General features: G+C 71.2%; 9 protein-coding genes and 1 tRNA gene. All 10 read right to left on the reverse strand.

Features of this window, described 5'->3' with window-relative positions:
* Positions 1 to 10: 10 nt before the first annotated feature.
* Entirely contained in the window at positions 11 to 541 is a 531-nt protein-coding gene (locus IF54_RS0129035; protein ID WP_037820750.1) for a hypothetical protein, read from the reverse strand.
* Positions 542 to 1,076: 535 nt separating this feature from the next.
* Positions 1,077 to 5,912, reverse strand: a complete 4,836-nt coding sequence (locus IF54_RS0129045) for an RICIN domain-containing protein (protein WP_234439084.1) — start codon at positions 5,910 to 5,912, stop codon at positions 1,077 to 1,079.
* Between the two features lie 780 nt (positions 5,913 to 6,692).
* Positions 6,693 to 6,766, reverse strand: a tRNA-Thr gene (locus tag IF54_RS0129050).
* Between the two features lie 107 nt (positions 6,767 to 6,873).
* Positions 6,874 to 8,457, reverse strand: coding sequence for an alpha/beta hydrolase (locus IF54_RS0129055; RefSeq protein WP_030324002.1), 1,584 nt, complete (start codon positions 8,455 to 8,457; stop codon positions 6,874 to 6,876).
* A gap of 124 nt (positions 8,458 to 8,581) precedes the next feature.
* Positions 8,582 to 9,787, reverse strand: coding sequence for a DNA polymerase III subunit delta' (locus tag IF54_RS0129060; protein WP_030324003.1), 1,206 nt, complete (start codon positions 9,785 to 9,787; stop codon positions 8,582 to 8,584).
* Positions 9,788 to 10,024: 237 nt separating this feature from the next.
* Positions 10,025 to 13,258: a dTMP kinase gene (gene tmk, locus IF54_RS0129065; protein ID WP_030324005.1), complete on the reverse strand. Its 3,234-nt coding sequence runs from the start codon at positions 13,256 to 13,258 to the stop codon at positions 10,025 to 10,027.
* 170 nt (positions 13,259 to 13,428) lie between these two features.
* On the reverse strand, positions 13,429 to 16,248 hold the full coding sequence (gene topA / locus IF54_RS0129070; protein WP_030324007.1) for a type I DNA topoisomerase: 2,820 nt from the start codon (positions 16,246 to 16,248) through the stop codon (positions 13,429 to 13,431).
* A gap of 247 nt (positions 16,249 to 16,495) precedes the next feature.
* A complete protein-coding gene (locus IF54_RS0129075; protein ID WP_020141291.1) occupies positions 16,496 to 16,693 on the reverse strand; it encodes a hypothetical protein in 198 nt (65 codons plus the stop codon).
* A gap of 403 nt (positions 16,694 to 17,096) precedes the next feature.
* Positions 17,097 to 18,635, reverse strand: a complete 1,539-nt coding sequence (locus tag IF54_RS0129080) for a DUF7059 domain-containing protein (RefSeq protein ID WP_030324008.1) — start codon at positions 18,633 to 18,635, stop codon at positions 17,097 to 17,099.
* A 240-nt stretch (positions 18,636 to 18,875) separates the two neighbouring features.
* Positions 18,876 to 19,496, reverse strand: a complete 621-nt coding sequence (locus IF54_RS0129085; RefSeq protein WP_030324011.1) for a hypothetical protein — start codon at positions 19,494 to 19,496, stop codon at positions 18,876 to 18,878.
* Positions 19,497 to 19,518: the final 22 nt, after the last annotated feature.

A 19,518-nucleotide genomic window follows, 5' to 3' on the forward strand; every position in this document is an offset into this window, starting at 1 on the left:
ACCCTCCGGATCAGCCCCCACACCCTTCCGCCCCACCGTCCCGCTCGCTACCGACCGACACCGAGTAGGCGATGCCCGTCCCCACCTCGGGCTCGGGCGAGAAGCCCAGGGGCCGAAGCTCGACGTCGAGCAGCAGATGCCGCCCCTGCTCGACCTTGGTCCAGCAGACGCCGTCCACGGTGGCGGAGTCCTCCTCGAGCTTCCAGCCGGCCGAGGCGGCTGTCCCGGTGTAGTAGCTGATGACGTCCTCGGGCCTGCCCGGGAACGCGTACAGGCGGTCCGCGTGCAGCCAGGGCGCTCCGCCGCTGTCGTCGTCGCATGCCGTGGTCACGCCCACCCCGCGGTAGTTGGCGGGGGCCGAGGCACTGGCGGGCGCAGCGCCGAGCATCGGCTGCTCGGCCAGTCGCCTCAGTTCAGGGGCCGTGCCGCGGCAGCCGTCACTCCCACCGAGAGCGGAGCACGCACCCAGAAGGGCGGTCGGCAGCAGAAGAGCCGCGATCAGGAGGACGCGGGGGCCGGCGGACGACAACGTGCGGGACAACGGTGCTCCTGGGAGTCGGGTGGTCATGGCGACGGGCGACCGATGAAGGACGAGGGCCTCATGTCGACGAACAGCGCCCCGACATCGTGCTGTGACGGGGCGCTGATCGATGAGGCTGTCTCGCCGTCTCTACGTCTGCGGGCGACTGCTCCAGACGACGCTGCGATCCTCGCTGTCGGAGTCGCTTCCGACGGGGTCCTCTCCGCCGCGCAGAGCGGTGACGCTACGGCAGAGCACGAATCCTGAGCCGCTGGTGGACCGGAGGACTACGGGCAGCAGCAGCTCTCTGACGGGAGGCTTGGCCCCTGAGAAACCAAGAATCTCTTCGGCTTCGACCTCGCTTGCGGAGCACAACTCGATGGACTTGTACTGCTGGACCAATTGCATGGCGCTCACACCTTCGAAAAGGAGGTCCAGGCAGGCGGTGTCCGTACTGTCGGGAACTGCTCGAAGGAGCAGCTGGGAATGTCCGACGCCATACCGCCAGACCCTGAAGGTCCGATCGGAAGTGAACATGACGGCCGGACTTTCACCGTCACTTGAAGGGGTTGGCATCTACCCGACCTCCCTTGTACCAGGTGATCCTCTCCCACGCCTGCGGAGACTGACTGATCTTATAAAGCTCCCAGTTCGTCAGGCCTTCGAAGCCGGACGGGTCGACCGTCTTTCCCGCACGGGCGGCGGCGAGGGGATCAGTGATGCCGTCCAGGTTGAACGAGATCTTCGTCGTGGATCCTGAAGAGAGATACGCCTCGAACTTCTTGTACCACGCGCCGTTTCCAGGCCAGTCGTGGTAGGTCAGGGCCTCGCGTTCCATGGCGAACAGGTCGAGCGCCGACCCGTCGCCATCCACCGTCTGAAGGCCGAGCGCGATGTGTTCGCACACCGATGCCGAATTGTGGACGAGGACCGGCGTACTGCCTGCCAGGACGTAGTAGGTGTGGAGGTCGCCGACGGTGAGGTTGTAGGCGGAGTGGAGCCGGTGGTAGCGGTGGACCGCGGCCACGGCGACGCTCCGGCCGTCGTCCGTGCGCAGGGTCTGGCCGGGCTTGAGGTCACCGGCGTCGATCCAGTGACGCGCGCTGGGCGACCAGAAGGGATGGTGCTGGGTGGCGGTGATCCGTGCGTCGCCGGCGCCGATCGTGATGTCGGCGAAATCGGTGTCGTCCGGTGTGTAGATGGTGTCGGTGACGGTACGGCTTTCCGTACGGCCGCTTTCGGGATCGGTGGCCAGGACCGCGTTGCCGACCCTGACGTCCTGGATCCGCTTGGTCGTTCCGTCGGCCATCAGTACGGGCGTCGTGCCGGGGAAGCTGTTGCGCTCGCACGACTTGCCGAGAATTCTGCCGATCTTGGCTGCGATGCCGGCGAGAACCTCGTTGGACAGCCCGTCCAGGGCACGTAGTGCCTTCCATGCCTCCACGTAACCGACCCCGGTCTTTGCCGCGGCGTCAAGGGCCGTGACGGCGCGCGCGATCGGGGCGATGACACCCTCGAGCGGGATGTACGTGGCGAGGCTCCAGGCACAGGCGGTCTTGTCGCCGTGCCAGCAGTCCATCAGGTCTTCGGCGAAGAAGGAGAACAGGATCGATCCGGCCACGTCACCGAAGAGGTTCTGCCATCCGGCGCGGACGATGTCCTTGCCGGAGAAGTGGTGCGTCCAGCCATCGATCTTGATGTTCTTCAGCTTCGCCCGCTTGAGGAACTGCCATGCCGACTTCGGGCATCCGTCGGCCGTGGCCTGGGCCTGGTCATCGGTGCACAGGTAGATGTCGGCCTCGTAGGTGACGACGAGGTTGTACTTCGCGTTGCAGCCCTGGAAGGCCGCGTCCGGCAACCCGGGGCACGTACCGATCTGCTGTGAACTGACGATCTCGACGGTGGACTCGTCCGGGACCGCGAACACACCGGGGATACCCGTACCCGACCCCGCGGAGCGTTCCTTTTCGGCCTCCGCCTTTCCCGCCCTCTCGGCCGCGTCCTGGGCCTCCTTGGCGTACTTGTCGGCGTCCTTGGCGGCTTGTTCGGCTTCGGTCGCGGCGGCGTCGGCGCGGTCGGCGGCGGCACGCGCGTCCTGGGCGTCCTGTTCGGCCTGGGCGGCCGCGGAGCGAGCGGCTGCGGCGTCGAGTGCCGCCGCGTCGGCGGAGTCGCGGGCGGCTCTGGCGTAACCCTCGGCGTTGCCGGCTGCCCTGTCGGCGGCTGCCGCGTCGTCGGCAGCCTGCCGGTCGAACTCGATGGTGCGGGCCAGTGACGCCTGCGCCGCCGCCGCGGCCTTCGCGGCGCCGGCCGCGTAGTCAAGGGCCTCCTTGGAGTAAGTGCGGGCGTCGGCTGCGTACTTGGCGGCATTCGCCGCGTGGGTGTACGCCTCCTTCGCATCACCCTTGGCCTGGTCGGCGAGGTTCTTCGCCGCATCGGCCTCGGCGGCCGCGTTCCTGGCGTGCGCCTCGGCGACGGCCTGCTGCTGTTCCGCGATCGTCTTCGACGACTGCCCCGTCAGCACCACCAGACCGGCTGCTGAGTCGGTGTCCACGTACGCGGAGCCGAGCTCGATCGCGTCATTGGCGGGCGCGACGACCTGCTGGGCCGCCTTGCCGGCGTCCACGGCGGCCTGCGCGGTGACGTGCGCGAACCCCGCGGCCTTCGCAGCGGCGGCGACCGCTTTGCCGGCTTCCACGCCGGCGCCGTCGGCCTGCGCCCTGGCGTCCTTGGCATGCTGCTTGGCCTCGTCGGCCAGCGCCACCGCCGTCATGGCCTCTGACGCGGCATGCTGTGAAGCCGCGATCGCGTCCGCGGCGGCACTGGTGGCCGTCCGCACGGCCGCATCCGCCCTCAGCTTGGCCGCCTGCGCGGCATCGGCGTCGGAACGAGCGCGCTTTGCGGCCGCCTCGGCGCGCGTAGCTGCGGCGTCCGCGTCGGCCGCGGCCTGCGTGGCGGCGTTCGCCTCCGAACGGGCCCTGCCCGCCGCGGCCTCCGCGTTGTCCGCTGCCGTGTCCGCCTGAGTCGCCGCGGCGCGAGCGGCGTCGGCGGCCGTGCCTGCCTCCAGCCTGTCGGCGTAGGCCCGCTTCGCGTCGGCCTTCGCCCGGGCCGCGTCCGCCTTCTCTTCGGCGTCCCACGCGTCGTCGCGCATCTCCTTGGCGTGGTCCTTGGCCGCTACCGCGTCGTCGCGCCTGCTCTCCGCCGTCCTCTCGGCGGCCTCGGCCTGGTCCTTGGCGTCCTTCGCCCTCGCCGCCTCGGCCTGAGCGTTCTGCTTGTGCTGCGCCGCCTCGGCCTGCTTGGCGGCGGCGGCCTCCTTCTCCGCCTTGGCCGTCTTCTCCTCGGCCTCCGCTGCGAGCCGCTTCGCGTGCGCGTCGGCGGCGGCCGCCCTGGCGTCACCCTCCGCCCGCACCGCGACCGCGAGCTTGGCCTCCGCCGTCTCCTTGTCCTTCTTGGCGTTGTCCCGGTGCATCCTGGCTGCGTCTGCCGCGGCCTTGGCCTGCGCCTCCGCGGCCTCTGCGGCCTTCTTGCGGAACTCCGCCTGCGATTGTGCCGCCTGTGCCAACGCGCGCTGTGTGATGGTCGCGCTGTCCCCGGCCGACGCACGTGTGGCAGCCTCCGCCGTCTCACCGGCCTTCTCCAGGGCCTTCAGCGAGGCGGCCGCACCCTTGGTCACCTGGTCCTTCTGCAAACCCACCAGCAGGCCACGACCCCGTGGAGCGCCGTTGGTGTCGGCGACACCGTAGGCCGCCTGGAGCGCGGTGTCCGAGGTGGTCACGGCCTTCTGCGCCGTCTCCGACTGCGTCTTGAGGGCGGCGAGTTGCTTCTTCGCTTCCACCTGCGCGGCAGCGACGGCCGCCTTGGCCTTGTCGACATCGGCCTTCGCGGGCGCACTGCCGGTGTGGGTCTTGGCAACGACCCGGAACTTCTGCGCCGCGGAACCGTTGCACGTCGACGACACAGCGTCCTTGCTGTTGTCGAACGTCGGCAGGTGCAGACACTTGCCGGACGCCGCGTTCACCAGCGGACCGGCGCTGCGCACGTCGAACGTCCACTGCTGTGCCCTGGCGCTGCCGCAGTCACGGATCTGGATCTTCGTGCCGTCGGCGGTGCTGCCGTTCAGCACCTCAAGGCACTTGCCCGAGTTGGGGTTCTGAAGGGTGTAGCCACCGTCGTACGTGGCCCACCGCTGCCACTTCTGGGCGGCCCCGCCATTACAGGTGTAGACCTGCACCGGGGTGCCGTTGGTCTTGCCACCGCCCGCGACATCGAGACACTTGCCGGCAGCGCCCGGCACCTGGATCTCCAACTGGCCGTCGCCGATCCAGTTGAAGCCGCCCTCGGTGTAGTAGTCCTGCCAGCGGGTGGCGTAGTCCGCGACCCACGACTGCCCCAGCAACTTGCCCAGGGCGAACGCACCGTCCCGCAGTGCTTTGTTGGCGCTGTTGCTGGCGGCAAGGATCTGGTTGCGCTGCGCGGCCTGGGAGGCGATCTCCTGCTGCCACTCGGCGGACGCCTGCGAGACCTCCTTGCCGAGCACCCGGTCCGGATCGATCGGATCGTGCCACGCACACGAGGCGAACCGGGTCTTCAGGTCCTCCACCGCGATGCGGAACTCGGGGGTGTCCGGCGCCGGTGCGGTCCTGGGAAAGCCACCGGAGGCAAGGAAGATACGGGCGTCGTCGGCGAACACCCGTGGAACGAATATCTCGTTCGGAACGATGTCCCCGGAGTTCTTCTTCCAGAGCTTCCAGGCCTCCTGCTCCTCTGTCGTCCCGCCGCTGGTGTACAGCGCATCACCGATCGCGACGGCAGCCTGCTTCGTCGTGGCGTCCGCCTGCGGTGACGGGTCGTAGAACGGCGACAGCAGGTCGACCGACTTGAAGTACGACTGGTAGAGCCAGGGAAGCAGCCCCGTCTTGTCGAAAAGGTCATCATTCGCGGGAGCGCCGTGATAGCCGTCCAGACCGCTGACTGCGTTGGTCCACGACCGCCGGGCATCCTGCGTCTTCTTCACCCAGACGTCGGAGTCGTCGCTGTCCTTCTCCCACGCCTGGGCGAACGCTCCGGTGGCGTAGGTGCGGTCAGCCTTCAGATGCAGCTGATCCGCCGGCAGCGACAAGGAGGCGCGGGCCAGGTCGTACTGATTGGGCCCGCCCTTGCGCAGGCCGTCGGCCATCAGGCATTGATCGAAGCGCAGTTGCTCCGCGGCCTTGGCGTCGAACCCGTCGTAGGAGTCGGCGACCGCGCTGGTACGCGGTTCCTGACCGGTGGCCGCAGCCGGCTGCACCGCTCCGGTGGCGAGGAGAGCCAGGGAGGCGACCGAGACGACCGGAGTCGCCAGACCGGCCAGCCATCTCGGACGGATGCGTTGTTTGCGTACAGGTCTACGCGACACGCGTATCCCTCTCTTTAGGGGGTGGCTGTTGCGGGCGCACTCCTGGGAGGGACACGTAAGACCCGGACATCGGGCACGTAGTGGTAGGCGCTCCCCCCGTGGACACGCCGGACGCTTCCGGGTGAGCGGACTGGTCAGGTCCCTCCGGGAGCGGACGTCACCATAGACACACCCGCCCTTTCCGCAACACCGCTTTGCGGTCGGGGCAGTTACATTCCGTATCCATCCCGCCCATGAGGGTTGTGCGTGGAAGTCATGTGCGGCTCGTGAGAGCCCCTTGCCCGTCTCTTACCAAGCCCCACCCGTGCACACGCTCCGCAACGATGAGACCGAAGTCACAGCCCAAGGAGACCCCTCCGAAGTCCTCCCGGAAATGGAGTTCTTGAACTGCCACTGCGTCGGCGGTGGGGCAGGGGGCCGACAGTTCGCCTGTTCGGCCATGGCGGCTTCGGGCAGGTGGCGACGGCCGAAGTCCCGCCATTCGTCGGCACGAGCACACCGGTGGTCTCGGGCTCGATGAACTCCACGCCGGGTCAGCGGCAACCTCGCCCTGCGGCTCGCTGCCGCTCGATGGCGAGCAGCACCTGGCGGCCCTCGTGGGCGTTCGAGACATCCGCTTCGTGGATGATCATGTCGAGTCCTGGAGGACGCTCAGCGCGGCACCGCCCTCCCACCTACGCGTTGCGCCTGCGCAGGCCAATCGCCCGAGTCCAGCCCCCGACGGCACAGCACAGACAACAGAAAACCCCAGGTCAGAAACCTGACCCGGGGTTCAAAAAGAGCCGCCTTCGGGATTCGAACCCGAGACCTACGCATTACGAGTGCGTTGCTCTGGCCATCTGAGCTAAGGCGGCGCGCCGTCCGCACCATGGTGCGATCAGCAACGTCGGTAAGTCTACACAGTTTCCGGGGGTGCTCCGCACCAGCCCTCGGGGCACCCCCGGACCGTCCGCCAAGGCGGCTACGAGCAGCGCTTTCCCTCCACCGGCGGGGTGCCGCGGAGCAGGTACGTGCCGATCGCGGAGTCGATGCAGGCGCTGCCGCGGCCGTACGCGGTGTGGCCGTCGCCCTCGTAGGTGAGCAGGCGGGCCGAGGCGAGCTGGGCGGCCAGGGCGCGGGCCCAGCGGTAAGGGGTGGCCGGGTCGCGGGTGGTGCCGACCACGACGATCGGGGCCGCACCCCGCGCCTCGATGCGATGGGGCTCACCCGTGGCCCTGACCGGCCAGTACGCACAACTCAGGGACGCCCAGGCAAGGCCCTCCCCGAACACAGGCGACGCCTTCTCGAAGGACGGCAGCGCCCGCTCGACCTCCTCGGGACTCCCGTAGGCGGGCGGCAGGTCGAGGCAGTTCACGGCCGCGTTGGCGGACATCAGGTTGCTGTAGCGGCCCCCGGCGTCCCGCTCGTAGTAGCTGTCGGACAGCATCAGCAGGCCGGCGCCGTCCTTGTCCTTGATCGCCGACGTCAGCGCCTCCCGCAGCTGCGCCCACGAGCTCTCGTCGTACATCGCCGCGATCACCCCGGTCGTGGCGAGAGCCTCGCCGAGCCTGCGGCCGTCCGCGTCGCCGGTCGGGATCGGGTGCGCGTCCAGCTTCTGGAAGAAGGCCTTGAGGTTGCGGCCGACCACCGCGGTCGGTGTGCCCTTCCCACCGAGCGGGCAGTCCGGCTGCTGCACACAGTCCTTCGCGAACGACTGGAACGCCGTCTCGAAGCCCGCCGTCTGGTCCAGGTTCATCCGGCGCGCGGGCAGCGAGGGGTCCATCGCACCGTCCAGGACGAGCCGCCCCGCACGCCCCGGGAACAGGCCCGCGTACGTCGCCCCGAGGAACGTCCCGTACGACGCCCCCACGTAGTTCAGCTTCCGGTCGCCCAGCACCGCCCGCACGATGTCCATGTCCCGGGCCGTCTCCACCGTCGACACATGCCGCAGCAGCCCCGGCGAGTGCGCGCCGCACGCCTCCGCGAACTCCTTGTAGGAGTCGACGAGTTCGGATGTCTCGCGCGCGTTGTCGGGGGTGGTGTCCGTCTGGGTGTACGCGTCCATCTTCCGCCCGTCGAGACATTCGACGGGCTCGCTGCGGGCGACGCCGCGCGGGTCGACGGCGACCATGTCGTACCGGGCCCGGACCGCCGCGGGGTAGCCGATCCCGGCGTACGCCTGGAGGTAGCCGACCGCCGAGCCGCCCGGCCCGCCCGGGTTCACGAACAGCGACCCGAGGCGCTTGCCCGGCCCGGTGGCCTTCTTGCGGGAGACCGCGAGCCGCACGTCCCCCGCCCCCGGCTTGGTGTAGTCGAGCGGTGCCTTCAGCGTGGCGCACTGGAAGCCGGGGACCCCGCAGCTGCGCCAGCGCGCCTTCTGTCCGTAGTACGGCGCGAGCCCGGCCGGTGTCGCCTCCGGCAGTGCGGCCAGCGTCACCTCGGCGGCCGCGGTGGCCGAGGTCGACGTACCCGTCGAGGCGCTGGCGGAGCAGGCCGAGACGAGGAGTGCCGCGGTCAGAAGGATGCCGCCGGTGCGGAGGGAGCGGGAGCTGCGCCTGGTGTGCATCAGGCGAGCGTAACTCTGTGCAGTTTTCTGATCGCGATCCGTGTGGACGAAGCCTCGTACGAGTGACGCGGTCAACCAGCCCCTGAGGCGGCCGCGACGGGCCCAGGGGGTCCTGGCGGCCGCGTCAACCCGCTCTCAGTGCCATCGCCATCGCCTCCACCGCGAGCAGCGGGGCCACATTGCGGTCGAGGGCCTCGCGGCACGCGCCGATCGCCTCGATGCGGCGGAGTGTGCTCTCCGGTGAGCTGCCGCGGGCGAGCCGCTCGAGGGCGTCCTCGGCGTCCACGTTGGCGATCGCCACCCTGGACCCGAGCTGGAGGGCGAGGACGTCCCGGTAGAAGGCGGTGAGGTCGGTCAGCGCGAGGTCGAGGCTGTCGCGCTGGGTGCGGGTCCTGCGGCGCTTCTGCTTGTCCTCCAAATCCTTCATCACCCCGGCCGTGCCGCGCGGCATCCGGCCGCCCTGCACGGCCCCCATCGCCGCCTTCAGCTCCTCGGTCTCCTTGCCGTCCATCTCCTCGGCCAGCTGCTTCGCGTCGTCGGCCGCCGCGTCGACGAGCTCCTGGGCCGCCCGGAGGCAGCCGCCGATGTCGTCGATGCGCAGGGGGAGCTTCAGTACGGCGGCGCGGCGCTCGCGGGCGGCCGGGTCGGTGGCGAGGCGGCGGGCCCGGTCGACATGGCCCTGGGTGGCGCGGGCGGCGGCCATGGCGGCGGCGGGCTCGATGCCCTCCCTGCGGACCAGCATGTCGGCGACGGCGTCGACCGAGGGGGTGGACAGGTTCAGGTGCCGGCAACGGGAACGGATCGTCGGCAGGACGTCCTCGATGGAGGGGGCGCACAGCAGCCACACCGTGCGCGGGGCGGGTTCCTCCACGGCCTTGAGGACCGCGTTGGCCGACTTCTCGTTCAGCCGCTCGGCGTCCTCGACGAGGATGATCTGCCAGCGGCCGTTCGCCGGCGAGGTGAACGACTTGCGCACGGTGTCCCGCATGTCGTCCGCGAGGATCTGGGTGCCGACGGCGGCCACCGAGGTGACGTCGGCGTGGGTGCCGATGAGTGCCGTATGACAGCCGTCGCAGAAGCCGCAGCCGGGTACTCCGCCGAGCGCCCGGTCGGGGCTGACGCACTGCAACGCGGCCGCGAAGGCTCTCGCCGCCTGGTTACGGCCCGCGCCGGGCGGACCGGTGAACAGCCAGGCGTGGGTCATCTTCGACGCCTCGGGGGGCGGAGCGTCGGTGGCGACGGCGGTGACCAGGGCGTCGGCGTCCCGAGCGGCAGCGCCGAGCTGCTCGCTCACCCTCTCCTGGCCGACCAGGTCGTCCCATACGGTCATGGGTTGCGCCGCCCTTTCGTCATGCTCTTTCGTCACGCTTCGTGCGTAGGTCCATTGTGCGGGCGAGCACTGACAACGGACCTACGGAGGGTTGCCGGCTGCGGGCCGGTGGGGGCTGGTCGCGCAGTTCCCCGCGCCCCTGACCGGGTGCAGGCAAGGCATGCCCAGCCGAACCCACCTAGGGGCGCGGGGAACTGCGCGACCAGCCCCGACGCACCCGCACCCCGAACCCGACCGCTACCGCCCCCTGTGCCGCCGTCCCCGATCGTCCCCGTACTCGTCGTCATGCGGCCCGAGCAACTCGTCCGCCAGCGACGGCAGATCGTCCAGCGGCGTCTCCTCGGCCCAGTCCGAGCGGGGCCTGCGTCGAGGTGCCCCCTGCTCGTCGACCTGCGGCAGCTCCCGCGTGCGCTCCTCGTCCCGGAAGTACCCGGGCGGCACCCGGTCCCCGGGCCCGTCCTTCGACACCGGAGGAAGCACAGCCGTCTCATCGGCCGCACCCGGAGGCACCGGAGGCAGCACAGCCGTCTCATCAGCCGCACCCGGAGGCACCGGAGGCAGCACAGCCGTCTCATCAGCCGCACCCGACGCAACCGGCGGCAGCACCGCCGTATCGTCCGCCGCACCCGGCGGCACCGGCGGCTGCGGAAGCTGCGCCGTCACCTCCGAGTCGGAGACCTCGCCGGAGTCTCCGCCCGAATCCCCGCCGTCCTCGTCGTCCTTCTTCATGGACACCCGGGGCAGCACCGCCGTCTCGTCCACCGGACCGCCCGACGCGTTCGTCGGCGTCACCACGGGCGTCGGCACGGTCGCCGCGTCCAGCCCGGCCGAAGGACTCGCAGCCTTCTTCGGTCCCGCCTCCGCCGCGGCGGTCGCGGACTCGGCGAGCCGCCGCGCCTCCTCGGCCCGCAGCAGCGCCTCCTCGGCCTTGCGCTGCTTCTCCAGGCGCTGCTCCTCGGCCGCGGCACGCACGCGTGCCTCCTCCTCGGCCTGCTTGCGGGCGGCTTCCTCGCGGGCCTTGCGCCGGGCCTCCTCCTCGGCGCGGGCCTTCTCCTCGGCGAGCAGCCGGACCCGCTCCTCCTCGGCCCGCCGACGCGCTTCCTCGGCCCGCAGCCGGGCCTCCTCCGCCTGCCGCTCGGCCTCGCGCCGCTGCGCCTCCTCCAGCTCGCGCCGCTTGCGCTCCTCCTCCTCGGCCTTCAGCCGGGCGAGCTGCTCCTGGCGCTCCCGCTCCAGGCGCTCCTCCTCGGCCTTGCGCGCGGCCTCTTCCTCGGCCTTGCGCCGCGCCTCCTCCTCGGCCTTGCGGCGGGCCTCCTCCTGCTCGCGGATCTCCTGCTCGGAGAGCGGCAGCAGCTGGTCGAGGCGGTGCCGTACGACGGTGGTGACGGCCTCGGGCTCCTGACCGGCGTCGACGACCAGGTACCGCCCCGGGTCGGCCGCGGCGAGGGTGAGGAATCCGGACCGCACGCGCGCGTGGAACTCCGCCGGCTCCGACTCGAGACGGTCCGGCGCCTCGGTGAACCGCTCGCGGGCGATCTCGGGAGAGACGTCCAGGAGGACGGTCAGGTGCGGAACCAGGCCGTTGGTCGCCCAGCGGTTGATGCGGGCGATCTCCGTCGGGGACAGGTCGCGCCCGGCACCCTGGTACGCCACCGAGGAGTCGATGTACCGGTCGGAGATCACGACCGCGCCGCGCTCCAGCGCGGGCCGGACCACGGTGTCGACGTGCTCCGCGCGGTCCGCCGCGTACAGCAGCGCCTCTGCGCGGTGCGAGAGCCCGGCGCTCGACACGTCCAGCAGGATCGACCGCAGCCTCTTGCCCACCGGGGTCGCCCCCGGCTCGCGCGTGACCACGACCTCGTGGCCCTTGGCCCTGATCCACTCGGCGAGGGCCTCGGCCTGGGTGGACTTCCCGGCCCCGTCGCCGCCTTCCAGCGCGATGAAGAAGCCCGTGGCGGCGGGCACCGTCTCCGGGTCGTCGCCGCCGAGCAGCGCGTCCCGCAGGTCGTGCCTGAGGGGGACGCCGGAGCGGTCGTCGACCTTGGCGAGAACCAGCGCGGCCACCGGCAGCAGCAGCGCGCCGACCAGCATCAGCGTGAACGCGGCACCGCCGTGCGCGAAGACGAACTTGCCGTTCTCCAGCCGGTGCGGTCCGATCGCCGCGGCCACCACGGGCGCGAGCAGCGCGCCGAGCGCCACGCTCACGCGGACGACCGCGTGCAGATGCTCGGTGGTGCGGGCCCGCCGGGACTCCTCGGTCTCCTGGTCGAGCAGGGTGTGCCCGGTGTTGGCGGCCACCCCGGCGCCGATTCCGGCGAGTACCTCGATCAGCAGCACGGTGGTGAGGTCCGGGACGAGCCCGGCGGCCAGCAGGGCGATGCCGGTGAAGGCGATCGCCAGCGCGAGCAGCCGGCGCCGCGACAGCGTGACCAGCACCTTGGGCGCCGTACGGACACCGACGACGACTCCGCCGGTCAGTGCCGCCACCATCAGGCCGTACGTCACCGGGCCGCCGCCCAGGTCCTTCGCGTGCAGCACCGCGACGGCCACGGCCGCCGCGATCGCCCCGGCGACGGCCGCGCAGGCCGGCACCAGCAGCGGGATCGCGCCGGTACGGCCCTTGTCGACACCGGCGCCCGCCTTGGGCCGGCGCAGGCCCTCCAGCGGCGAACGCGCGCGCGGGGTGCGGATGTCGGGCAGTTCCAGGAAGGTCAGCACCGACAGCGAGGCGGCGAACAGGCCGGCCGCGACGTACGAGGCGAGGGCCGCCTGGTGCTGGCCGAACCAGGCGATGCCGGAGCCCAGCAGGTTGTTGAGCAGGCCCGCGACGACGAGGACGACGGCGGCGAGCGGGATCACCACGAAGGTGGTGCGCAGCGACAGGCGGCGCAGCGCGTCCAGATGGTCCGGCAGCGGTCGTACCGTCGCCCCCTCCGGCGGCGGAGCCGGCAGCAGGGCAGGGGCCGCGCTCTCGCGGCACACGGTCCAGAAACGCTCGGCGACACCGGTCACGAAGGCGGTCACCAGCAGCAACGCGAGGGCGTTCTCCGGCGTCCAGTCGATCCACAGGGGCGCGACGATCAGCAGCGCGACCCTGACGCCGTCCGCGCCGACCATCGTCCAGCGGCGGTCGAGCGGGCCTTCCTGCGAGGTGAGCGAGGTCAACGGGCCGAGCAGGACGGCACCGAAGAGCAGCGTCGCGAGGATGCGCGTACCGAAGACGGTCGCCACTGCGAACGCCACGCCCCGGTAGCCGCCGCCGAACGCGCCCTGGCCGATCGCCGCCTGAAGGGCCAGCAGGACCAGCACCAGGAGCGCGAGGGTGTCGCCGATACCGCCGACGAGTTGGGCGCTCCACAGGCGTTTGAGCTGGGGCCTGCGCAGCAGGGCGCGGACGGCGCGCTCGCGGGAGTCCGCGACCAGGGCGTCGTCGGGGGCCGGGTGAGGGGCCGTGGGCTGCTCGGCACGGGTCATGCATTCAGCCTATCGGGAGCCACCGACAGCCTGGAGTGCCCGTCCTGACGTGCGCACGTCCCGACACCAAAGTGATGCCGGGACGTTCGCTTTGCGAAGCCTCGGTGGAGGATTCGGGACCGTGAGAAGGCCGGAACCGCGAGAAGGCCGGAACCGCGAGAAGGCCGGACTCAGTCCTCGGTGGACGTCTTGGAAGCCGTCGCCTTCGCGGTGGTCTTCTTCGCCGTCGTCTTCTTCGCCGCCGTGGTCGTCTTCTTCGCCGCGGTCTTCTTGGCGGCCGTCGCCTTCTTGGCCGGGGCCTTCTTCGCGGGCGCCTTCTTCGCCGTCTTCTTGGCGGGGCCCTTCGCCCGCTTCTCGGCGAGCAGTTCGAAGCCGCGCTCCGGGGTGATCTCCTCGACGCTGTCGCCGGAGCGCAGGGTCGCGTTGGTCTCCCCGTCGGTGACGTACGGCCCGAAGCGGCCGTCCTTGACCACGACCGGCTTCTCGCTGACCGGGTCGGTGCCCAGTTCCTTCAGCGGCGGCTTGGCGGCGGCCCGGCCGCGCTGCTTGGGCTGGGAGTAGATCTGGAGGGCCTCTTCGAGGGTGATCGTGAAGAGCTGCTCCTCGGCCTGGAGCGACCGCGAGTCGGTGCCCTTCTTCAGGTACGGCCCGTAGCGGCCGTTCTGCGCGGTGATCTCCTGGCCCTCCGCGTCGGCGCCGACGACGCGCGGCAGCGACATCAGCCTGAGCGCGTCCTCGAGGGTCACGGTGTCCAGGGACATCGACTTGAACAGCGAGGCAGTCCGCGGCTTCACGGCGTTCTTGCCGGTCTTCGGGGTGCCCTCGGGGAGCACCTCGGTGACGTACGGGCCGTAGCGGCCGTCGCGGGCGATGATCTGATGGCCCGTCACCGGGTCGGCGCCCAGCTCGAAGTCGCCGCTCGGCTTGGCGAGCAGCTCCTCGGCGAGCTCGACGGAGAGCTCGTCGGGGGCCAGGTCCTCGGGCACGTCGGCCCGCTGGTGGTTCTCGGAGTCCTTCTCGCCGCGCTCGATGTACGGGCCGTAGCGGCCGACCCTGAGCACGATGTCGTTGCCCACCGGGAACGACGACACCTCGCGCGCGTCGATCGCGCCCAGGTCGGTCACCAGTTCCTTGAGGCCGCCGAGGTGGTCCCCGTCGCCGTTGCCGGCGTCGGCCGCGCCGCCCTCGCCGCCGCCCTCGCCGAAGTAGAAGCGCTTGAGCCACGGCACGGACTGCGCCTGGCCGGCCGCGATGCGGTCGAGGTCGTCCTCCATGCGGGCGGTGAAGTCGTAGTCGACGAGCCGCCCGAAGTGCTTCTCCAGGAGGTTGACCACGGCGAAGGACAGGAAGGAGGGGACGAGTGCCGTGCCCTTCTTGAAGACGTAGCCGCGGTCGAGGATGGTGCCGATGATCGACGCGTACGTCGACGGGCGGCCGATCTCGCGCTCTTCGAGCTCCTTGACCAGGCTGGCCTCGGTGTAGCGGGCCGGGGGCTTGGTGGCGTGCCCGTCGACCGTGATCTCCTCGGCGGACAGCCGGTCGCCCTCGCTGACCTGGGGCAGCCGGCGCTCGCGGTCGTCCAGCTCGGCGTTCGGGTCGTCGGCGCCCTCGACGTAGGCCTTCAGGAAGCCGTGGAAGGTGATCGTCTTGCCGGAGGCGCTGAACTCGACGTCCCGGCCGTCGGCGGCGGTGCCGCCGATCTTCACGGTGACGCTGTTGCCGGTCGCGTCCTTCATCTGCGAGGCCACGGTCCGCTTCCAGATCAGCTCGTAGAGCTTGAACTGGTCACCGGTCAGACCGGTCTCGGCCGGGGTGCGGAAACGATCACCCGACGGGCGGATCGCCTCGTGCGCCTCCTGGGCGTTCTTGACCTTCGCGGCGTAGGTCCGCGGGCTCGACGGCAGGTAGTCGGCACCGTAGAGCTGGGTGACCTGGGCGCGGGCGGCGGAGACGGCCGTATCGCTGAGGGTCGTGGAGTCCGTACGCATATAGGTGATGAAGCCGTTCTCGTACAGCTTCTGCGCCACCTGCATGGTCGCCTTCGCGCCGAAGCCGAGCTTGCGCGAGGCCTCCTGCTGGAGGGTCGTCGTACGGAACGGGGCGTACGGGGAGCGGCGGTACGGCTTGGACTCGACCGAGCGGACGGCGAACTGCGTCTGCTCCAGGGCGGCGGCCAGCGCGCGGGCGTTCGCCTCGTCGAGGTGGAGCGTGTTCGCGCTCTTGAGCTGCCCCAGGGAGTCGAAGTCACGGCCCTGCGCGACGCGTCGGCCGTCGACGGTCTGGAGGCGCGCGACCAGGGACGACGGGTCCGAGGGGTCTCCCGCGCGGCCGGTCGCGAAGGTGCCGGTCAGGTCCCAGTACTCGGCGGAACGGAACGCGATGCGCTCGCGCTCCCGCTCGACGACGAGCCGGGTCGCGACGGACTGGACACGGCCGGCCGACAGGCGCGGCATGACCTTCTTCCACAGGACCGGCGAGACCTCGTAGCCGTAGAGGCGGTCGAGGATGCGGCGGGTCTCCTGGGCGTCGACCAGCTTCTTGTTCAGCTCGCGCGGGTTGGCGACGGCGGCCTGGATCGCGGCCTTGGTGATCTCGTGGAAGACCATCCGCTTGACCGGGACCTTGGGCTTGAGGACCTCCTGGAGGTGCCATGCGATGGCCTCGCCCTCGCGGTCCTCATCGGTGGCGAGGAAGAGCTCGTCGGAGTCCTTGAGCAGGTCCTTGAGCTTCTTGACCTGGGCCCGCTTGTCGGCGTTGACGACATAGATCGGCGCGAAGTCGTGCTCGACGTCCACGCCGAGGCGACGCACCTCGCCGGTGTACTTCTCGGGCACCTCGGCGGCGCCGTTGGGGAGGTCGCGGATGTGCCCGACGCTCGCCTCGACGACGTATCCGGGGCCGAGATAGCCCTTGATCGTCTTCGCCTTGGCAGGCGACTCGACGATGACGAGTCGGCGGCCGCCCGGTGCGGTCTCGCTGGTCGGGGACAACTTCGCTCTTCTCTCCGGTCGACGCTGGGGTATCCCCAGGCCTTGGTTCCCGGGGTCGGGTCGTGCTGACGCTGCGGAGTGTGACGGTACATCCCGCCCCCGTGTCAAACGGGAAAAGCCCGCAACGGCCACTCGAACGGTAACCCGACTACCGCCATTCCTGCCGCCCGGAGTCCTCACCGGCCTTTTCCGGCTCAACCGGAGGGCGATCTCCCCATTGCCGATCGGACGGCTCCCCGGGACGCCCTCAGACGCGGGTGAGGCACCATGCGCCGACGGCCAGCGCGAGCAGCGCGGCGAGGGTCGCGACGGTCGCCGATGCGACGGGACTCACACCGAGGGCGACAGGTCGGCGATGGCGTACCCGGGCGGCGGTCCACACCAGCAGCGCGCCTCCGAACAGGGCGAACACCACTCCCGCGAAGATCGCCGTTTCGCTCTCCATGGCTGCTCGTGCCCCCTCTTCTCCCGTCCGCGCGTGCGGTTCCGACGGAGACTGGCACGGGCGGACGGCGGGCAGGCGAACCCCGGGTGAACGCCGGCGCCGAGAGGGGCCTCGGGACCCCGCTGACGGGTCCCGGCCGAGCGCACGGCCCCTGCTCCGGTCGCCGACGGATCCGGTCAGGTTCTCGCCCGGTTCTCACCCTGGTCGCCGCCGGGTGTGACCGGATACGCAGGGGTCCGTGGCCGGGGACGATCAGGATCCGGTCCTCGCCGAGCCGAAAACCGACCGGATTCCGACCGCGCGGCGCGGAGCCCCCGCCGGATTCACGCCGACGCCGCCGGCTTCACGTCGGGCTCGCCGGATTCACCTCGGCCCCTCCGGATTCACCTCGGCCCAGCCGCATTCACGCCGGCTCCAGGAACCCCTGCTCCACCAGCACCCGGATCTGCGCGGGCGTACGGTCGCGCAGGACGACCGGGTCCTCACCCATGAGCTGGGCGATCGCGTCGAGGATGCGGCCCGCGCTCAGCGAGCCGTCGCACACGCCGGCGAAACCCGCGCCGACGGTGTCCACCTTGGTGGCCCGGCGCATCCCGCGGTGCTGGCGCAGCACCACGTGCTCGGGGTCCTCCGCGCCGGGCAGCCCGACCTGCTCCTGGACGATCTCGGGCACGAGCTTGAAGTGCGCCTCCAGCAGCGCCGCGTCGTCGTGGGCACGCAGGTAGTCGAGGCGTTCGAAGTGCGCGCGGACGGTGTCGCCGAGCGGCTGCTCGACCGGGTGCGGCCACTCCTCGACGGTGATCGAGGGCTCCGCCGATCCGGTCCTGCGCAGGGTGATCCAGCCGAAGCCCACGGCCCGCACCTTGCGCGCCTCGAACTCGTCCAGCCAGGCGTCGTACAGCGCCTGGTACGCGGCCGGGTCGCCGCGGTGGTCACCGGCGTCCCTGAGCCACAGCTCGGCGTACTGCGTGACGTCCTGCACCTCGCGCTGCACGATCCACGCGTCGCACCCTCGCGGCACCCACGACCTGAGCCGGTCCTGCCACTCCTCCCCCGCCACGTGCTGCCAGTTGGCGAGAAACTGCGCGAACCCGCCCTCGTTCAGCAGCTCCCCCGCACCCTGAACGACCGAGCGGCACAGATCGTCCCCGCCCATCCCGCCGTCCCGGTACGTCAGCCGGGCGCCCGGCGAGATCACGAAGGGCGGGTTCGAGACGATGAGGTCGTACGTCTCCCCCTGGCGGAGCGGCTCGAACAGCGAGCCCTCCCGCAGATCGGCCGCCGGGGCGCCGGAGAGCGCCAGCGTGAGCGCCGTGATGTGCAGCGCACGCGGGTTGAGGTCGGTCGCCGTCACGCGCGTGGCGTGCTGGGCGGCGTGCAGGGCCTGGATCCCGGAGCCGGTGCCGATGTCGAGGGCGGAGCCGACGGGCGTGCGGACGGTGATGCCGGCGAGCGTGGTGGAGGCGCCGCCGACCCCGAGGACGACACCCTCGTCCCGGCTGCCGATGCCACCGGCGCCGCCGACGGCACAGCCCAGGTCCGACACGATGAACCAGTCCTCGCCGTCGGGTCCGCCGTACGGCCGTACGTCCACCGTGGCGGCCACCTCGTCGCCGCCGGCGCGCACCAGCCAGCCGCTCTCCAGGCACGCGTCGACGGGCAGAACGCCCGCCACGCGCGCGTGGGGCACCGGTTGCTGAAGGAGGAACAGGCGTACGAGCACTTCCAGCGGGGTGTCCCCGCGGGTCGCCCGGAGCGCGGGCACGGTCTCGCTGCGGGCGAGCGCCGCGTACGCGGGCGCACCGAGCAGTTCGAGCAGCCCGTCGGCGGTGAAGGACGCCCCGAGCAGGGCGTCCCGCAGCCGGGCGGCGACGTCGGCGCCTCCGGAGGCGGAGGCGGCGGTGGGAGCGGCGGGCAGCGTGGGCAGGCTGGAGGTACTCACGCCCCCATTGTGGCCCGCACGCACCGACCGCACAGGCCCACCTCGCGCCCGGGCGCACCCTGGCCGACGCCACGCCTCGGCACCCCTGGCCCACGCCACGCCTCGGCACCCCTGGCCCCCGCCGCACCCCGGCACCCTGGTCCGCCTTGCGCCCCGGCACCCTGGTCCGCCTTGCGCCCCGGCACCCGGCGCCGCCGCAAGTGCGGTGACCTCACCCGCCCCGAAGTCCGCCAGGAGCGCTCAGCTGTCCGTGGCCGATGCGGAAGCCACCGGCGACCCCGAGGACTGCTTGCAGCCCGGCTGCTCGGCCAGCGCCTGCTTGGTGTCGCCGGACTCCAGCTCCTTCAGCGCGTTGAGCGCGGTCTGACGCTGCGTCTCCACCTTCTGCATCTCCGCCGAGACGTCCTTGAGACCCGTGGCGAACTTCGCCTGGTCCTTGGTGTCGAGCTTGTCCACCTGCGACTTCATGTCGCCGTAGGCCGCGGAGAGGGCCGAGAGCTGATTGACCGCGTTCTGAAGCTTCTTGGCGCCGTCCTCGGCACCGGGAGGCGCGCCGGCGCTCTGGATGACCGTGGCCCGCGCCTTGTAGCCGTCGGACAGGTCCTGGAACGCCTGGGAGTCGGCCTTCTGGAGCTCCGCCGGGGTGCTCTCGGTGTCCTCGGCCGCCTTGGTGATCGCGTCGTAGGCCGCCGTGATCTTCTTGTTCTGGGCCGGCACCAGGTCGCAGACCTTCTTGGCCCAGGCGTCGAGTTCCTTGTTGTCCTTTTCGCCGCCGCCGCATCCCGACAGCGCCAGTACCAGTACCGCACCGCCGGACAGTGCGGCCGCGAGCTTCTTGTTCACCGGATCGGTCCCTTCCATGGCCTCTCGGCCACCGGACGTT

It is taken from the genome of Streptomyces sp. NRRL B-3229 (assembly GCF_000719505.1).
Taxonomy (GTDB): domain Bacteria; phylum Actinomycetota; class Actinomycetes; order Streptomycetales; family Streptomycetaceae; genus Streptomyces; species Streptomyces griseorubiginosus.

Coding starts and splice junctions, on each gene's coding strand:
- IF54_RS0129055 (WP_030324002.1), bottom strand. CDS start 8,457: ATGCACACCAGGCGCAGCTCCCGCTCCCTCCGCACCGGCGGCATCCTT.
- IF54_RS0129075 (WP_020141291.1), bottom strand. CDS start 16,693: ATGGAGAGCGAAACGGCGATCTTCGCGGGAGTGGTGTTCGCCCTGTTC.
- IF54_RS0129060 (WP_030324003.1), bottom strand. CDS start 9,787: ATGACCGTATGGGACGACCTGGTCGGCCAGGAGAGGGTGAGCGAGCAG.
- tmk (WP_030324005.1), bottom strand. CDS start 13,258: ATGACCCGTGCCGAGCAGCCCACGGCCCCTCACCCGGCCCCCGACGAC.
- IF54_RS0129085 (WP_030324011.1), bottom strand. CDS start 19,496: ATGGAAGGGACCGATCCGGTGAACAAGAAGCTCGCGGCCGCACTGTCC.